Origin of the sequence: Archangium violaceum Cb vi76, assembly GCF_000733295.1 — a bacterium.
In the GTDB taxonomy this organism is placed as follows: domain Bacteria; phylum Myxococcota; class Myxococcia; order Myxococcales; family Myxococcaceae; genus Archangium; species Archangium violaceum.
In genome coordinates this window covers 18935-35014 of the sequence record NZ_JPMI01000424.1, presented here as the reverse complement: position 1 = coordinate 35014, position 16080 = coordinate 18935, and the positions used below count along the sequence as shown (strand labels likewise).

The 16080-nt window shown below is 69.3% G+C and carries 12 protein-coding genes and 1 pseudogene; 6 read left to right on the top strand and 7 right to left on the bottom strand.

Annotation, left to right across the window (positions count from 1 at the left end; translation table 11 throughout):
• The 3 genes and pseudogenes from Q664_RS50815 to Q664_RS53945 all read left to right on the top strand — a co-directional run.
• Positions 1-296: pseudogene (locus tag Q664_RS50815) on the top strand (kelch-like protein); the annotation flags it as partial.
• Positions 297-427: 131 nt separating this feature from the next.
• Positions 428-1381: an ELWxxDGT repeat protein gene (locus Q664_RS50810; protein ID WP_084611025.1), complete on the top strand. Its 954-nt coding sequence runs from the start codon at positions 428-430 to the stop codon at positions 1379-1381.
• Positions 1378-2187, top strand: coding sequence for an ELWxxDGT repeat protein (locus Q664_RS53945; RefSeq protein WP_235217196.1), 810 nt, complete (start codon positions 1378-1380; stop codon positions 2185-2187). Before Q664_RS50810 ends, Q664_RS53945 begins: the two co-directional genes overlap by 4 nt.
• Here Q664_RS53945 and Q664_RS53940 read toward each other — a convergent pair.
• Together Q664_RS53940 and Q664_RS57160 are read right to left on the bottom strand one after the other, a co-directional pair.
• Positions 2156-2779, bottom strand: coding sequence for a non-canonical purine NTP pyrophosphatase (locus Q664_RS53940; protein WP_052519735.1), 624 nt, complete (start codon positions 2777-2779; stop codon positions 2156-2158). The two genes, Q664_RS53945 and Q664_RS53940, sit on opposite strands and share 32 nt — an antisense overlap.
• 29 nt (positions 2780-2808) lie before the next feature.
• A complete protein-coding gene (locus Q664_RS57160; protein WP_052519734.1) occupies positions 2809-4524 on the bottom strand; it encodes a TIGR00730 family Rossman fold protein in 1716 nt (571 codons plus the stop codon).
• 494 nt (positions 4525-5018) lie between these two features.
• Here Q664_RS57160 and Q664_RS62560 point away from each other — a divergent pair, with 494 nt between their 5' ends.
• Positions 5019-7574: an amidohydrolase family protein gene (locus tag Q664_RS62560; RefSeq protein WP_268811473.1), complete on the top strand. Its 2556-nt coding sequence runs from the start codon at positions 5019-5021 to the stop codon at positions 7572-7574.
• Between the two features lie 15 nt (positions 7575-7589).
• Here the strand turns inward: Q664_RS62560 and Q664_RS50790 are convergent, their stop codons facing one another.
• The 4 genes from Q664_RS50790 to Q664_RS50780 form a co-directional block, all read right to left on the bottom strand.
• A complete protein-coding gene (locus Q664_RS50790; protein WP_043414668.1) occupies positions 7590-8117 on the bottom strand; it encodes a DUF4240 domain-containing protein in 528 nt (175 codons plus the stop codon).
• A 102-nt stretch (positions 8118-8219) separates the two neighbouring features.
• Positions 8220-8717: a hypothetical protein gene (locus Q664_RS58735; protein WP_152622848.1), complete on the bottom strand. Its 498-nt coding sequence runs from the start codon at positions 8715-8717 to the stop codon at positions 8220-8222.
• Between the two features lie 211 nt (positions 8718-8928).
• Positions 8929-9555: an imm11 family protein gene (locus Q664_RS50785; RefSeq protein ID WP_052519733.1), complete on the bottom strand. Its 627-nt coding sequence runs from the start codon at positions 9553-9555 to the stop codon at positions 8929-8931.
• A gap of 14 nt (positions 9556-9569) precedes the next feature.
• Positions 9570-10925: an AHH domain-containing protein gene (locus tag Q664_RS50780; protein WP_075207742.1), complete on the bottom strand. Its 1356-nt coding sequence runs from the start codon at positions 10923-10925 to the stop codon at positions 9570-9572.
• A gap of 310 nt (positions 10926-11235) precedes the next feature.
• Between Q664_RS50780 and Q664_RS50775 the strand changes: the two genes are divergently transcribed.
• Positions 11236-13506 carry a membrane dipeptidase gene (locus Q664_RS50775; protein WP_425117495.1) on the top strand — a complete coding sequence of 757 codons (2271 nt, stop codon included), beginning with the start codon at positions 11236-11238 and terminating at the stop codon, positions 13504-13506.
• 103 nt (positions 13507-13609) lie between these two features.
• Here the strand turns inward: Q664_RS50775 and Q664_RS50770 are convergent, their stop codons facing one another.
• Positions 13610-15181: a ligand-binding sensor domain-containing protein gene (locus Q664_RS50770; RefSeq protein WP_043414685.1), complete on the bottom strand. Its 1572-nt coding sequence runs from the start codon at positions 15179-15181 to the stop codon at positions 13610-13612.
• 200 nt (positions 15182-15381) lie between these two features.
• Here Q664_RS50770 and Q664_RS50765 point away from each other — a divergent pair, with 200 nt between their 5' ends.
• Entirely contained in the window at positions 15382-16080 is a 699-nt protein-coding gene (locus tag Q664_RS50765) for a class I SAM-dependent methyltransferase (RefSeq protein WP_043414660.1), read from the top strand.

Here is a 16080-nt window from a genome sequence, read left to right as displayed (position 1 = left end):
CCAACACCTGGGCGGCCACGGGCAGCATGCTCTCGCCGCGCCGGTTCCACACCGCCAACCTGCTGCCGGATGGCCGCGTGCTGGTGGCCGGTGGCTACCACCCGCTCACGGGTATCCAGACAGCCTCGGACCTCTACGACCCCGCCACGGGCACGTGGACGAAGACGGCCGCCATGAACGTGGACCGCTACAAGCACACCGCCACCCTGCTCGACAACGGTACGGTGCTCGCGGTGGGTGGAGTGAGCAACCACGACCAGGCGTCGGCGGAGTACTACGACCTGGACGAGCTGTAGGGATTCGAGCCCGGGCGTAGCGGGTTTTCAGGCGGGGGGCGCGAGGCTTCCGGGAGGTTCCCGGGCCCCGTGCCCCCTGAGTCTTTTGGGAGCGCGCCCGGAGGTGGCGCCCCCGTGAAGGGAGGGAGCGGATGGCTCATCGGTCCATGAGGGCGGTGTGGCGCCTGGTGCTCGCGTTGGCGGTGGGGAGTGCCTTGCCGGCGCGGGCGGAGGGCACGCCGCACCCGGGGTGCCGTCCTCCCGCGGTGCTCGGGGATGTGTCTCCGGGCGCGGGCGGCGCATCGCCTGGCTCCTTCCTGCGCATCGGCGGGACGGTCTACTTCGTCGCGGACGATGGGGCGCATGGCACCGAGCTGTGGAAGAGCGACGGGACGGAAGCCGGCACGGTGCTGCTCAAGGACATCCAGCCCGGACCGGAGGGCGCCAATCCCGGATTGCTGACCGAGCTGAACGGCGTGCTGCTCTTCATCGCGAACGACGGCACCCGCGGCTTCGAGCTGTGGCGGAGCGATGGGACGCCAGCGGGCACGGGGATGGTCCGGGAGCTCAACGCCGGGCGGGAAGGGGGCAACCCCACGGATCTCGTCGTGATGGGCGGGAAGGCCTGGCTCGCCACCGGCGATCATCTGACGGGCCGCGAGCTCTGGGTGACGGATGGGACGTTCGACGGCACGCGGCTCGTCAAGGACATCCACCCCGGCACGGGCACCTCCATCACCGCCCGGTCCATGCGGGCCGTGGGCAACACCCTCTACTTCACCGCCGATGATGGCACCCATGGCTTCGAGCTGTGGAAGAGCGATGGGACGGAGGCGGGCACGGTGCTCGTCAAGGACATCGCCGCGGCGGAAGCCAGCGCCTGGCCCGGCCGGCTGACGGTGGTGGGGGACACGCTCTTCTTCACGGCCAATGACGGCACCACCGATGACGACCTGTGGCGGAGCGACGGGACGGAGGTGGGCACGGTGCGTGTCGCGGAGCTCTTCGGCGAGCCGTTGCACCCGGCGCCCGAGGAGCTGACGGCGGTGGGGGCCGGCTCTTCTTCCGCCTGGACGACGAGGTGCATGGCCCCGAGCTCTGGGTGAGCGACGGGACGTCCGGTGGCACGAGGCTCGTCAAGGACATCCACGCGGGCGCCATCGGCTCCAATCCCCACTCCCTCGTGGCCTTGGGGGACACGCTCTATTTCGCCGCGGACGATGGCCACGGGGGAGTCGAGCTGTGGAAGAGCGATGGGACGGAGGCGGGCACGGTGCTCGTCGAGGACCTCCGCGCGGGGAGGCTGGGCGCGTCACCCGGGGAGCTGACGGCGGCGGACTCGAGGCTCTTCTTCACGGCGGACGATGGCACCGGTGCCACGCTCTGGGTGAGCGACGGGACGGAAGCGGGAACGCGGGCGGTGGATGCCGCGGTGGCGGGCGGTGAGCCGCTGGCGCTGACGTACACGGGCGGCACCCTCTACTACTCGGCGAACGCCGAGGGCCGGGGGCGGGAGCCGTACGCGCTGTCCCCGGCCTTCTTCGGGGACTGTACGCCGCCCGTGCTCACCTGCCCGGCGGACGTGGAGGCCGTCGCCACGGGCCCGGGTGGCGCGGTGGTCCACTACTCGCCCGCCCAGGCGACGGACGGTGCCTCGGAGGTCACGCTCGGCTACGGCACGCCGTCTGGCGCCACCTTCCCTCCGGGTGAGCACCCGGTGCGCGTCACGGCGTCCGATGCGGCGGGCAACACGGCGAGCTGTACCTTCACCGTGCGGGTGGGCGCCGCTCCAGGCGGCGGACCGGAGGACTCCGGGTGCGGCTGCACCTCCGGCTTCGCGGCGGATGCGCCCTGGCTGTTGCTGGGGGCGCTCGTCTCCCTCAGGGCACGCCGCCGCCGAGCTTCCCGATAGCGCCTTCGTCCCGCTGTACCAGCCACCGCGCGAACTGCGCGTACACCGACTGGGGCTGCCACCGGGCGAACACCGCGTCGCGCTCGGCCGGTGGCAGCGCGGAGAGCGCGCTCGTGCTGCCGTCCGGAATGAAGACGTTCCACATCGCGGACCAGGCGTCCGCGGCGCGGGTGACATCCGCCTCCAGGGCGAGTCTCCCCGCGGCCTGCCTGTCCACGAAGGTGTGGGGCGCGCCGTCCTCGTCCACGTAGACCAGCGCGCCCACGAAGCGGCACGTCCGCGGCTCCTGCCCATGGGCGAGCCTCAGCAGGCCCGCCACGCCAATCGTCTCCAGCATGTACTTCGTCACCGGGCCCGGGAAGCCGGCCAGCGAGTCCACGCACAGGCCGCTGTCCTCCACCACCAGCGGCTCCTCGAAGTACGCGAACGCCTGCCGCGCCTTGTCCAGGGCCACCGCCTCCAGCGTGCTGCCCTGGGGCTCGATGATGGGCAGCTCCAGGCGCTCGAGCTCGTAGCCCACCGCCGCGAGGCACTTCTCCAGCACCTTCGCCTTGCCGCGGTTGGTGCTCACGAACGTGATCTTCTTCTTCACTGCGGCTGCTCCTCGGGCGGCGTTGGCGCTCAGAACCATTTGGCGGGAAAGGGCGGGGGCACGTACGAGTCCAGGTAGGCGAAGACACCCTCTGGATCCGCGGCCATATGGTACAGGTGGCGGTGGTGCTGCGCGCTGGCGAAACGCTCGCGGAAGAGGTGCTCGAAGAGGGCGGTCAGCGGCTCCCAGAAGCCCTTCGTGTTCACGAAGACGATGGGCTTGCGGTGCATGTGCATCTGCTTGGACGCGATGATCTCCAGCGTCTCGTCCAGCGTACCGAACCCGCCGGGCAGCACCACGAAGGCATCGGCTCGCGTCTCCATGGCCGCCTTGCGGGCGCGCAGGTCCCGGGTGACCACCACCTCGGTCGAGGGCTCGAAGACATAGGGCGTGCCTTGCATCACCTCGGGGATGACGCTGATGACCTGGCCTCCGTGCTCGCGCGTGGCGTGGGCCACCGCGCCCATCAACCCCGTGTTGCTGCCACCGAAGACGAGCCGGTCCCCACGCTTGCCAATCTCCGCTCCCAGCCTGGCGGCCAGCTCGAACCAGGACGGCTCCACCACGCCGCTCGAGGAGCAGTAGACACAGAGGGTCCGGGGCTCCTTGCGCGTGGTCCGCGTCCTCCAGGACGTGGTCTCCACCTCCGGGGGCGTGTCGCGGAAGCACTCCTCCAGCAGGAGGTTCAGGTCCTCGCGCTCGCAGCGGCGCAGGCGATCCATGACCGAGAGCGCCAGGTCATGCACGAAGGGGCGGAGCTCGGCGGGGCTCTCCTCCACGCACTGCTTCAGGTCTCCCACCATGTGACGGACCGCCTCCGGGACGCCGATCTCCAGCAGCGTCTCGCGGATCCGATCATGCAGCCCCCGCGTCCGGTCCGACACCTCCGCATGCCGTTGCTGCAACTCGACCAGCGAGGAATGCAGCAGCGGGCGGTAGTTGTCCCAGAGCTGGTCGACGCTCCGGGCGAACTCGGGCTGGCGGGCGAGCGTCAGCATCAGGGGCCGGGTGATGATGCCCATCTGGAGATCATCGTTCTCCCCCTGCTCGTCGCGGCGCTCGAGCAGGCCGACGATGTCGTCCACGTCCTGGAAGATGTAGCTGAAGCGCTCCACGGCGGCGAGCGGCAGGGGGGGACGGCCGTTGAGGGCGAAGGAGCTGTCGATGGCGAATTGCGTGGCCACGCGCGTCTCCGCGTAGCGGTGCTCCAGCCAGCGCTCGAAGAGGGCCCGCTCCGGGTAGGTGTTCTGCCGCTCCCAGAGGAACATGGAGAAGAGGTCCAACACGTAGCGGATGGTGGCGTTGAGGAACTCGGGAGGGCAGCGGCCGTTCTGCTCGGCGATCAGCATGAGCAGGGCGCCGGTGAAGGGCGTGGCGCTCACGTCGCCGAAACGCCGGGGGAAGCTCATCCTCCCGGAGCGCATGGGCGTCCTGTCCACGGTGTCGTCGACGATGGCCGTCACCTCCATGCTCAGCAGCATCGTCGGCAGGGCGTCGATGTGGCGCTGGGTGATGCCCCCGGAGGCCTCGGCGGCGGCGAGGAACATCAGGGGGACGAGCATGAAGGCCGGCTGGGTGCTCTCCACGGTGACGTGATCGAAGAAGGGCCGCAGCTCCGAGGGGATGGGGGCCGCGTGGACCTTCTTCAGCGCATCCACCAGGAGGGGGCGATAGGTGGACTCGACGCGCTGGAAGAGGCCCTGGAACTGATTGGGGAAGTGGATGGGAATGGCGGCTGCGGTCATGGGCTCGGAGTGTGGCGGTGGGGGAGAGGGGGGAGGGGTTCAGCCCTCCTCGGGCCGTGCGAGGCGGTACTCGCGCGGCAACGCGTGGAGGTTTTCCGGCGGGGGGTGGTGGCTGATGGTGGGGTGCTCCAGGATGAAGTCGTGGGCCCGTCCCGTGCCCCGCGCGGCGCATCACTACCGAATGGGTAGAGCGTGCCAGCGCGCTCGGGGCCCGGCGGCAGCGGGGGAAGGGGCCATGCCGCGAGCCGATTTCCGCGAGCCCGCTTGCCGGCAATGGGGGGCGTGGAGAGGGGAGCGGTGGGCGCGGAGGACATGGGCGCCCGGGATTCTAGCGTGATACGAGGGCGACCATGCGCTACCGCCCCCTACCTCTGCTGTTGTTGACCGCCTGCGCAACCGTTGGCCCGAGCACACCTGCTCCCACCAACCCCCCTGCAAAGGTTGCTTCCTCACCGAGCGTCCCAGCACGGACGTGGAACCAGACACGCGCGGTCGTGGTGCGTCATGCGACGGTGATGCCCGCCTCGGGGCCGGCCATCGAGGACGGGGCGGTGGCCTTCGCGGAGGGGAAGCTGGTGGCGGTGGGGCGCAACGCGGAGGTGGCCACCCCGCCGGGCGCCGAGGAGGTGGATGGAACAGGGCTGTATGTGACGCCCGGCATCATCGACGCGCACAGCCACCTGGGCGTGTACGCCTCGCCGGAGACCACCTCCACCAGTGATGGCAACGAGGCCACGGCCCCGGTGACGGCCGAGGTGTCCGCCGAGCACTCCTTCTGGCCGCAGGACCCGGCCCTGCGCCGGGCGGCGGCGGGCGGCATCACCTCGCTGCTGGTGCTGCCGGGCAGCGCCAACCTGATTGGCGGACGGGCCTTCCCGGTGAAGCTGCACTTTGGCCGCTCGGCGGCGGAGATGCGCTTTCCGGGGGCGAAGGACGGGCTGAAGATGGCGTGCGGGGAGAATCCGCGCCGGGCCTATGGGGCCGCCCAGCGCCGCGCGCCGGCCACGCGCATGGGCAACGTGGCGGGCTACCGGCAGGCCTTCGCCCGGGCGCGCGAGTACCAGGAGCGCTGGGAGGCCTGGGAGAAGAAGCGCGCGAAGAAGGCCGAGGAGGCCGGGCCCGCTCCGCTGAGGGACTTGCAGCTGGAGACGCTGGTGGAGGTGATGCGGGGCAACATCCTCGTGCAGAACCATTGCTACCGGGCGGACGAGATGGCGGTGATGCTGCAGGTGGCCGAGGAGTTCGGCTACCCCATCCGTGCCTTCCACCACGCGCTGGAGGCCTACAAGCTGAGGGACAGGCTGGCGGAGAAGGGCGTGGCGGTGGCGACGTGGGCGGACTGGTGGGGTTTCAAGATGGAGGCCTGGGACGGGATTCCGGAGAACGCGGGCCTGGTGTCGCAGGCGGGCGGGCGCACCGTCATCCACTCGGACTCGGCGCTGGGGATTCAGCGGCTCAACCAGGAGGCGGGCAAGGCGCTGTGGCGGGCGCGTGAGTCGGGCATTCCGCTGACGGAGGAGGAGGCGCTGCGCTGGGTGACGCTGCACGCCGCGTGGGTGATGGGGGTGGAGGACCGGACGGGCTCGCTGGAGCCGGGGAAGATGGCGGACGTGGTGCTGTGGAAGAACCACCCGCTGTCCGTCTATGCCCGCGCGCAGCGCGTCTGGGCGGACGGTGTCGTGACGTTCGACGCGGACAGTGGCGTGGCGGAGGCGAGCGACTTCGAGCTGGGCGAGCGTGCCGGGGCCTCGGCGAAGCTGGTGGCGCGGCCCGCGGCGGCTCCGGCGCTGAAGGACGCGGGGCTGGAGGCGCGCTGCGAGCCCTCGAAGGAGGAGGGGTGTGCGCGGCCGCTGGAGGTGAAGGAGGGGGCGTGCACCGCGTTCCAGGACGTGGCCGTGCTCTCGGGGGGCACGTGGCGGGCCCACACCTCGGTGCTGGTGGAGAACGGGAAGGTGACGCGGGTGCAGGCGGGGGCGTTGGGAGCGGTGCCCGTGGGGTGCCGCCAGGTGGACGGCAAGGGACGGGTGTTGACGCCGGGCCTGGTGGATCCGCTCACCAGCCTGGGGGTGGTGGAGGTGGGGATGGAGGACACCACGGTGGATGACACGCCGCGAGGCGAGGCGGCGAAGGATCCCATCCGCGCCTCGCTGCGAGTGGTGGACAGCCTCAACCCCGCGGCGGAGACGTTCCCGGTGGCGAGGCTGGGAGGCGTGACGACGGCGGGGGTGGTGCCGGTGGGCGGGCTGGTGTCGGGGCAGAGCGCGTGGGTGGGGACGGACGGCACGGTGCGCCGGGCGCCGCTGGCGATGCACATCCAACTGGGCGTCACGGGCCGTAACGCGGTGTCGGGTCCGAGGGCGCTGGTGCTGGAGCGCTTGAGGGAGCTGCTGTCGGACGCGCGCGAGTACAACAAGCGCAAGGTGGAGTTCGAGCAGAACCGCATGCGCGAGCTGGCGGCGAGCCGGTTGGATCTGGAGGCGCTGCAGCCGGTGCTGACGGGAGCGCTGCCGGTGGTGGTGACGGCCAACAAGGTGACGGACATCCGGGCGGCGCTGGCGCTCGGGCGCGAGTTCGGGCTGAAGCTGCTGATCGCCGGGGGCCGCGAGGCGTGGATGGTGGCGCCGGAGCTGGCGGCGGCGAAGGTGCCCGTCATCGTGCAGCCGACGCAGAACCTGCCGTCGAGCTTCGACGGGTTGAACAGCCGGATGGACTCGGCGGCGCTGTTGAGCGCGGCGGGGGTGAAGGTGCTCATCTCCACGCTGGGCGAGCCGCACATGGTGCGTACGCTGACGCAGGAAGCGGGCAACGCGGTGGCGTGGGGCCTGCCGTACGAGGAGGCGTTGCGGGCCATGACGTCGAATGTGACGGAGGCCTTCGGGCTCGAGGGCGGTCAGGTGGCGCCGGGGCAGGTGGCGGACCTGGTGCTGTGGAACGGGGAGCCGCTGGAGGTGAGCAGCCGCCCGGTGGGCATGTGGCTGGGAGGCAAGCAGGTGCCGCTCACCAGCCGCCAGCAGGCGCTGTACGAGAAGTACCGCACGCTGGCGAAGTAGGGCGGGGGCGCCGCTTCATCCCTGCTGGTATCTGGCCCAGAGCCTGGGGAACCTCCGCTGGAGGTTCCCCTCGTCCTCGTTCCACCGCTCTCCAGCGGGCTCCAGGGGGGACGGTCCTGCGTACTCGGGAGGCTCCTGCCCTGTCAGCTCCTCGTAGGCTTCAGCTGGCACATACTGGAACTCCTCGAAGAAGACGTCCTCGACTCCAGGCGCATCGGCGGCCTCGACGAGTGATTCCGCGTCCGACATCGCGGCCTCGAAGACGCCGCGCCCCATGGAGCTCAACCAGCTCCGGAAGTCCGTGAAGCCATCATCCGAGCAGCCGCCCGCGATGAGGTAGGCGGCCCCCCACAGGTCCCAGTGACATGCCGTGGCCATCCGTTCCAGGAGATGGTTGCGGAAGCCCAGGATCTCCTCGGGTGGCAACCGCAGCAGCAGGCGCCTGAGTTCCTCTCGTTGCCGCTCCATGTTCCCGTCAATCCGGTCTGGGTCGAACCCGCTCCGGGATGACTCGATGAGCTTCCAGAACTGCTCGGCGTTCATGCGAAGGGCATTCCCTTTCCACGCTCTCGATGATGGAGGGTTCCCTGTTTAGCAAGAATGGGGCGACACTTCCGGTCCTTTGTTCCCCCCGTGCATCTGCCCTCAGTATTTGGGAGTCGGGTTCGGGATGGCAAAAGGTACGTTGACATACTGAATGATGCTGTTGCTGTTGGGCATTGACGTCAGCACGTTGCCTGCCAGCACGGTAGATGATGTGTTTTGGCCTGTCATGCGGATGGTGCCAAAGAAACGCATGACGCCATGACAGCCGTAAGCGGGTTGTGTGTTGGCGAGCTGATAATAGCTGGTCTGCCACGGACCAATGGTGAAGGTCGTGGTTCGGGATTCCTGCAGTGGCGTTCCACCAGAAAGACTGTAATGCAGGTTTCCGGTGACCTCGAGCGTGATGGCAGTGGATGAGGGATTGAAGAATGAAAGCTGGCCCTGCAGATGTCCGACGGCCGTGCTGCAGTACGCGGCGTGTTGGATGAAATGAATTCCCTGTGCGTGAGCGCTCACGGGAGATGAAAGCAGCATGAACACGGCAGGGGCGAGGACGCATTTCATCGTCATGAAGAAAGCATGATGGGTTCTTTGCATGGAGTCTCCATGGGTTGCCCGGATTGGCAACGCGGCATTTATGGTCCGGAGCGCCCGACTGCAAGCTGGTCAGGTATTTCCCTCGTCCCTGAGTGTTCTTCTTGTTCGAGCGTATTCAGCTCGTGGAGGGCTGTCACATGCTTGCTGACGCTTCAGACAGCGTGCCAGGCGTGGGCCAGGCGCTTTCGCGTGCGGCAGCCACTTGCCGAAGTCAGTCCTCATGAGAGCGTGTGAGCGGTTGCGGCTCGGCCCTCTGACTTCCGGGGCCCGTGACATCGGTGAACTCCATGCCCGTTGCGCCTGTTCGTTCGAGAGCCTGCTTCACGTCCTCGGCGACGATGAGGGCTACCCTCCATCCCCAGGGGCGGAAGACCCTGGCATCGCCCACCTTGGAGGGGTCGATACGCATGCCGTACACGTCCCGATAGTGGCCAACCTTATCGGGCCGTCCATCCTCCGGTTTCCAGTACAACACTTCCACGCATGCTTCGTCGTCGATGCACTTCACGAGGCGCGCGACGTTGACCAGGAAGTAGGGCTCTGTCCGCGACTCCACCTCCACGGGGAAGAGTTGGATGTCATCTGGAGCCAGCTCGGTCAGGACGCTGGCCACCTTTTCGGTGACCACGGGGTATCCCCCCGTGTCGACGCGCGTGAAGTCGAGCGGGGTGCCAGGATGGTAGACGGGGACTCGAAGGCGGCCGTTGAAGCGAGTGGGCTCCCCGCTCATGAACCGTCGCGCGCTCACTTCTTCCCCCTGCTCATCGAGAGGATCTCCCAACAACCAGCGGTGCTGGCTGGACATGTCTTCGGTCAGCGCGAAGTACCTCTGAGCCATGCTGTTTTCTCGCCTCACTGCGCTCGGGTGACCAACCTGTTGAGCTCGGAGCTGGCGTCCTTGAGCTGCTCGGCCAGCTTCCCCAGCTCCCGTGTGAGTGCTTCCCGGCACTGCGCCGTGCTCGTGCAGTCCTCCATCGCCGCCACGAGCCGCTGATAGATGCGCTCATGGTATGCCTTCGGATGCGGCCCCTTGTGTCCCGGGATGCGGACCTTGTTGGCCGGGTCCTCCATGGACATGCCGGCCTTGTCGAAGAATCTCTTGAGTCTTGGAGTCCACGGCCCGCCCCGCAGGGTGGACTTCTCGTTCTCCACGGTGGCGATGTGGTGGATGTCGCCTTCCTCACCCTCCCCCAGTCTCTGCACGGCGAGGAGGGCTCCCGAGCCGGAAGGCAGCGTGAGAACGAGTCTGCCCTCCCTCACGGACACCGACGTCGCTTCGGACGCGGCCGTGGGCAGGTGGAACCGGCCTGCGTTGGCAGCGTTGCGCACCGCCTGGGGGAATCCCGGCAGTCCGCTGCCCGTCATGGCCTCCTTGCCCGGGGCGCCCGCCTTCCAGGCCGCCAGCAGGATGAGGATGCGTACGGTGTTGGGTCCGAGCACCCGGGCGTACCGCTCGCTCGCGCCGCGGAGTTCGCGGAACGTGCGGGTCTCTTCCGCCGCGTCCCAGAGGTCCTTCGTGGCGGAAATCAAATCCCATAGCTCCATGCCCAGGTAGCCCCAGAGAAAGAGGGTCATCGCCAGGGCGAGGCTTTTGGAGATCGGCTCGGGTGCAATGAGCGCCACGAGATAGAGGGAAAGGCCGGTGAGCAGAGCCGTCATGGCCTGCGCGGAGAAGTCCCGGAGGACTCCCGTGGCGGCCTCTACCGCCGGGGTGAGGGCAAGGCCGAGGGCCAATAGGAACCTGTCGTGGTGGCTGAGCGTGGTGTCGTGCGGGCCGTCCCCCAGCAGCCGGAAGCAGTCTCCCGGAGACCCGCGCCGCTCGCACAGACGCAAGTAGCCCCCTTCGACGCTGGCATCCCCCGCCCCATCAGACGGACAGGAAGCCAGCACCAGGCCGCTGGCCAGGGGTTGGGCGGGACGGGTCGTCACCCGCAGGGGCACTTCCAGGACGAGCTGGGTGAAGGCCTCGCGGAACCTCGTGTCCGACACCTGGACGGGCGCGAAGTCGTTGCTCGGCGTGAGGGTGACGTGCTCCGTGGGTGCCGGTGGGGGCGTGGTGGGATTGTGCGGGTCGCCCACGCGGATGCTGCCTCGTGGGGCGCCCGTAGCACACGCGAACTGGAGGAAGAGGGCAATGAGGGCCCAGGCGCCAACGCAGGGGCCCAACCGCGCGCCCATGGGGCGGGCACTGGGAAGGCGGATGGACACGACGTACTCCACGAGCGACGCGGGGGGGGCGAGCCGTCGCTCCGAAATTACACGAAAATGCGGCCACGCCCGTCAAGACACCGTGCTGGCCAGGGGATGGGGGGAGGGGAGCAATCCACTGGTCATCGGTGACGAGTGAAACGGAGCGGGGTCATTTGGGCCTGGCCCCCGGAAGTCGCACCGGTTGACGCCGCGCCCCTTTCCAGCCCCCACTCTTCATTTCCGGGGGCCATGGGCGCTATGAGTGGGACTTTCCGAAAAAAGGAGTCCTTTCATGAAATCCCCCTCCCCTTGCAGAGCAGTGCTCGTCATGGCGTTGGCGCTCGTGGTGACCCAGGGCTGCACTCCCGTGCAGCCGGAGCCCGAGGCGCCCCAACTGGGAACGAACCAGCAGCGGGCGGTGAATGGCTTCGCGGAGCTGCACCACCACATGTTCGCCGAGCAGGCCTTCGCTGGAGGCTGGTTCCACGGCGGCCACACCGGCGCGCTGACGCGCTGTGATGGCGGTGCTCCGGAGAGCGACCATGCCCGCGTGCGCATGGACCTGAGCGAGCTGCTCAACCTGTGCCCCAACTCGGGCAGCGTGGACCTGAGCGGGGTTCCGATCCTCTCGGACCTCTTCGGCATCGCGGGCGCGGTGGGCTCGGAGTTCATCGGGAAGATCGAGGGCACGGAGGGAGACACGGGCCTGCACCTGGGCCGGCGCGAGGTGGGCTCGGAGTGGCCCCGGTGGGACACCATCGCCCACCAGCAGTCCTGGGAGGGCTGGCTGCGGCAGGCGCACCAGGGCGGCATGTCGCTGGTGGTGGTGTCGCTGGTGAGCAACGGCTTCCTGTGCAGCGCCCTGCCGTACCAGAACCTCCAGCGCCCGTGCGACGAGATGGCGGACGTCGAGGTGCAGTTGCAGATGGCCCGCGACTTCGACGCGCGCACGGACTGGGCGGAGATCGCCCTGTCGCCCGCGCATGCCCGGCAGATCATCGGCGCCGGCAAGCTGGCGATGGTGCTCTCCATCGAGACGAGCAAGCTCTTCGGCACCAAGGACTGGCGCGGCGAGCTGGACCGCTTCCACGCGCTCGGGGTGCGTTCCATCCAGCCGGTGCACCAGTTGGACAACCGCTTCGGCGGCGCGGCGCTGCACAACGCCATCTTCCAGGCGGCGCAGTTCATCGAGAACTGCCACATCGACTTCGACTGCGGCGTGACGACGGGCTCGTTCACGCTCGGCTTCGACGTGGCCCGGGACGCGGCGGGGAACTGCCGCAACACCAAGGGCCTGACGGCGGACGGCAAGGCGCTGGTTCAGGCGATGATGAACAAGGGGATGCTCGTGGACATGGCGCACCTGTCCGAGAAGAGCACCCAGGACGCCTACGCCATCGCCCAGGCGAACAACTACTACCCGCTCTACATCTCGCACGGCCACTTCCGCGAGGTGATGAACCCGAAGCTGGCGGAGGACGAGAAGACGACGCCGTCGTGGGCGGTGCGCTACGTGCGGCAGACGGGCGGCATGTTCGGCCTGCGCACGGCGCATGACGAGACGCGCGCGTACACGAAGTCCGGCATCGCGAACAACTGCCAGGGCTCGAGCCGCTCGGTGGCGCAGGCGTACGAGTATGGCCGCCAGGGGTTGAAGGTGCCCATGGCGTTCGGCGCGGACTTCAACGGCTTCATCCAGCAGACGCGGCCGCGCTTCGGGCCGCACGGGGCGTGCTCGGCCGGCTTCCAGGCCGAGGCGGATGAGCAGGCGCACCAGCAGGAGGTGTCCGGGCCGGGGCGGTTGGGCACGGACTTCGACGAGAAGGGCCTGGCGCACGTGGGCCTGCTGCCGGACCTGTTGAGGGACCTGGGGCGGTTGGGGGCGAACACGGCGGGGCTGTCGGGCTCGTCGGAGACGTTCCTGCGGATGTGGGAGCGGGCGAGCGGGCCGCGCGCGGGCATGGCGGACCCGGCCTCGGACATCGACACGACGGGGATTGCCCCCTACGAGGACAAGTCCGTGCGTGAGGCGCGCTACCCCACGGTGTGCGGCAAGGCGTATGCGCCGGACTCGAAGACGCTGAACGAGGGCTGCCGTTTCGACGCGGAGTGCATCAGCGACCAGTGCACCTCGGTGCTGTGCTCGACGTTCGATGGGCGCTGCGTGTGCAACGATGATGGGGACTGCGGCGCGACGAGCTACTGCCAGGACGAGATTCCGGCCAACCCGGGGGACAACGACTGCGTGGCGAAGAAGGGCAACTGGGCCTCGTGCAGCCGGGATGGGCAGTGCCTGTCCGGGGCGTGCGGCGGGTGCGCGGACGCGGTGGGGTGGTGCTTCACGCCGCGGTCCAAGGCGTATGGGCAGACCTGCAAGTCGGACAAGGAGTGCACGACGGACCGGTGCAGCGCGGACTGCTACATCAACCCCACGGGCTCGTGCCTGTGCGACAGCGATTCCCACTGCGCGAGCAACCAGTACTGCGGTTGGGGAACGAACTCGGGCAAGTGCCAGAACAAGAAGTCGCGTGGGGCGGTGTGCGGGAGCGACCGGGAGTGCATCTCCAACAACTGCCGCTGGTCGTTCACCTGCGCCTGAGCCACTTCCCCTCTCCCCCCGGGAGAGGGACAGGGTGAGGGTATCGGAGACACCGGGTTCCCCTCCGTGAGGACGGAGGGGGCCCGTGCTCCCATCCAGAGCGTCAGTTCCCCGAGTAGATGCCGATGGCGCCGGGGACGCGGTTCTCGTCGCTGCCCTTGAAGCCGACGAGGATGCGGCGCCCGTGGCTCCGGTCCACCTGGATGTCGGCGACGGTGCTCATGCACAGCCTCCGTCCGAAGTCGGTGCAGCCGTAGGTGCGCACCCTGCCGTCCTTCACGCGGAAGACGGTGCCGAGCCAGCGGGCGCCGGTCCACACGCTGCCGTCGGTGGAGTCCACGGCCACGGTGGACAGGTGTGGCACCCCGACGTCGAGGTAGCGGACGTCACCGCCCTCCGCGTTCATCCGCGCGAGCCCCTTGGTGAAGGAGCTGACCCAGACGGTGTCATCGCCGGATACGGCCATGCCGGACACGTGGTCATCCACGCGGTCGGCGGGCCGGGAGAGGTTCGGCTCGCCCACCTTGTCCGGCCAGAGGTCGAAGCGGTTCCAGGCGTAGGGCGGGTCCTCGCTCATGCTCTGGGCGCGCCAGTAGTTGTGGCTGTTGGAGCCGTACCGGAAGCGGGTGGAGCGGTTGGAGCCGCCGAAGAAGACGTCCCCGCTGGGGTGGACGGCCACGCCGTAGTAGGCGTCGGTGAGGAGGACGACGTTGCCCTGCTCGTTCAAGGCGTTGATGTGCGGGTGCACGTGCTCCATGACGCCCGAGCAGGAGAGCTGGCCGTTGCAGGTGTTGTTGCCCGTGTAGCGCGCGTCGCCACGGGAGAAGCCGTGGTTGCCGCCGAACCAGACGCTGTTGGTGTTCTTGTCGTAGGCGATGCGGAGGATGTTGCAGATCTTCTCGCGGCCGCGCAGCTCGTCGCGCACCACGCCGGGGCCGGAGAAGATGTCGTAGTGGACGACCTCGAGCGTGCCATCCGCGCGCAGCGTCACCTTGTCCGCGTCACCGCTCTTGTAGCGGGAGGGGTCCGGGCTGGGGCCGTCCCAGTTGCTCTCGCAGTGGTTCGAGCCCGTGCCGGGCCTGCCCTCGTAGCCCACGAAGACGGTGCCCGCGGGGCCGCCCGCCACGGAGATGACCTTCAGGTACTTCTCGCCCGGGGGCGCGCTGCCGTCCGGCATGAAGCCGTAGGGGCGCAGCCCGTCCGCCAGGGTGTAGCGCTGGAGCGTGTCGGCGCCCGGACGGAGCAGGAAGAGGCCGTCCTCGCCGCCGGCGACCCAGACGTTGCCGCCCTCGTCCGCGGTGACGCCGTAGACGCGCCGGGGTCCGCCGTGCTGGGTGCCGTAGAACCGCCAGCCCGGAGGCGAGGTGAACTGGATGGCCTCCTCGGGTGGAGGCGGCGGCGGAGTCACCGGCCCCGGGTCGGGTGTCACCGGCCCCGGGCCGGGCGTCACCGGATCCGGCTCTGGCGTCACCGGGCCCGGATCCGGCGTCACCGGATCCGGCTCTGGCGTCACCGGATCCGGGGTGGGCGTCGTGCCGTCCCCCTCATCCCGGGGCGAGTCCAGTCCGGGGTTGTTCCGCTCGGACTCGTCATGCCCCCCTGTCGTCTGTTTGCAACCCGTCCACATCGCGCCCGTCACGACGAGCGCCGCCGCCCACCGCCATCCGCCCTTCATGTCGCTGCCCACCCGTTGCGAGGAATCCGGGTACCCACGCGGTACCCTCGTCCCGAGGTATCGCAAGCCGGGTGCCAGCCCGGTCCGTCCCGGAGACGGGCCCTTGCGTCGGCTCCCGGACAGCCCCTGGGTACGCGGATGCCCAGGAATGGCAGGGTCCTGACCCCGCTGCGCCTCCAACCGTGCTAGTCCGGGAGCCGATGGCCGGAAACGACACGCGTGGCCGCACGCCGCTCTCCCTCGTCGGGCAGGAACCCGACATTCCCTTCTACACGCGCCAGGCGGCCGAGCATGGGGGCCCCGTGCTGGTGCTGGGCGCGGCCAACGGGCGAGTGGCCTGGGCGCTGGCCGGGGCGGGCCTGTCCGTGCTCGGGGTGGACCCGTCCGAGCGCATGGTGCGGGCCGCCGAGGAGCTCCGGGGCTCGGAGCCGCCCGAGGTGGCCGCCCGCGTGCGCTTCCTCCACGCCGACCCGCGCTCGCTGCGCCTGCCCGAGCGCTTCCCCGTGGTGCTCGCTCCCCAACATGCCCTGGGGATGATGGGCTCGCAGGAGGACCTGGAGGCCTTCCTGTCCACGGTGCGCCACCACCTGGAGCCGGAGGGCATCTTCGTCTACGACGTGCTCAACCCGCCGCCCGAGCCCACCGCGCACCGTGAGGACGAGGAGCCCGGTGCCGGGCTCGAGCCGCGCCGTCCGGTGTTCGCCTTCCACCTGCGCGAGCGCCGGCAGCCCGGGGCGCCGCTCGGCATCCGCCGCCTCAAGCTGAGGCCCTTCACCGCCGAGGAGCTGGACGCGGCGATGAAGGCCTGCGGGCTCACGCCCCGCGAGCGGTACGGCCGCTTCGACGGCAAGCCGTTCGATCCCGAGGACACGCGGCACATTGGCGTGGTGGAGGGGTGA

Coding starts and splice junctions, on each gene's coding strand:
- Q664_RS50790 (WP_043414668.1), bottom strand. CDS start 8,117: ATGAACGCCGAGCAGTTCTGGAAGCTCATCGAGTCATCCCGGAGCGGG.
- Q664_RS50810 (WP_084611025.1), top strand. CDS start 428: ATGGCTCATCGGTCCATGAGGGCGGTGTGGCGCCTGGTGCTCGCGTTG.
- Q664_RS58735 (WP_152622848.1), bottom strand. CDS start 8,717: ATGCAAAGAACCCATCATGCTTTCTTCATGACGATGAAATGCGTCCTC.
- Q664_RS57160 (WP_052519734.1), bottom strand. CDS start 4,524: ATGACCGCAGCCGCCATTCCCATCCACTTCCCCAATCAGTTCCAGGGC.
- Q664_RS50770 (WP_043414685.1), bottom strand. CDS start 15,181: ATGAAGGGCGGATGGCGGTGGGCGGCGGCGCTCGTCGTGACGGGCGCG.
- Q664_RS50775 (WP_425117495.1), top strand. CDS start 11,236: ATGGCGTTGGCGCTCGTGGTGACCCAGGGCTGCACTCCCGTGCAGCCG.
- Q664_RS50765 (WP_043414660.1), top strand. CDS start 15,382: ATGGCCGGAAACGACACGCGTGGCCGCACGCCGCTCTCCCTCGTCGGG.
- Q664_RS50785 (WP_052519733.1), bottom strand. CDS start 9,555: ATGGCTCAGAGGTACTTCGCGCTGACCGAAGACATGTCCAGCCAGCAC.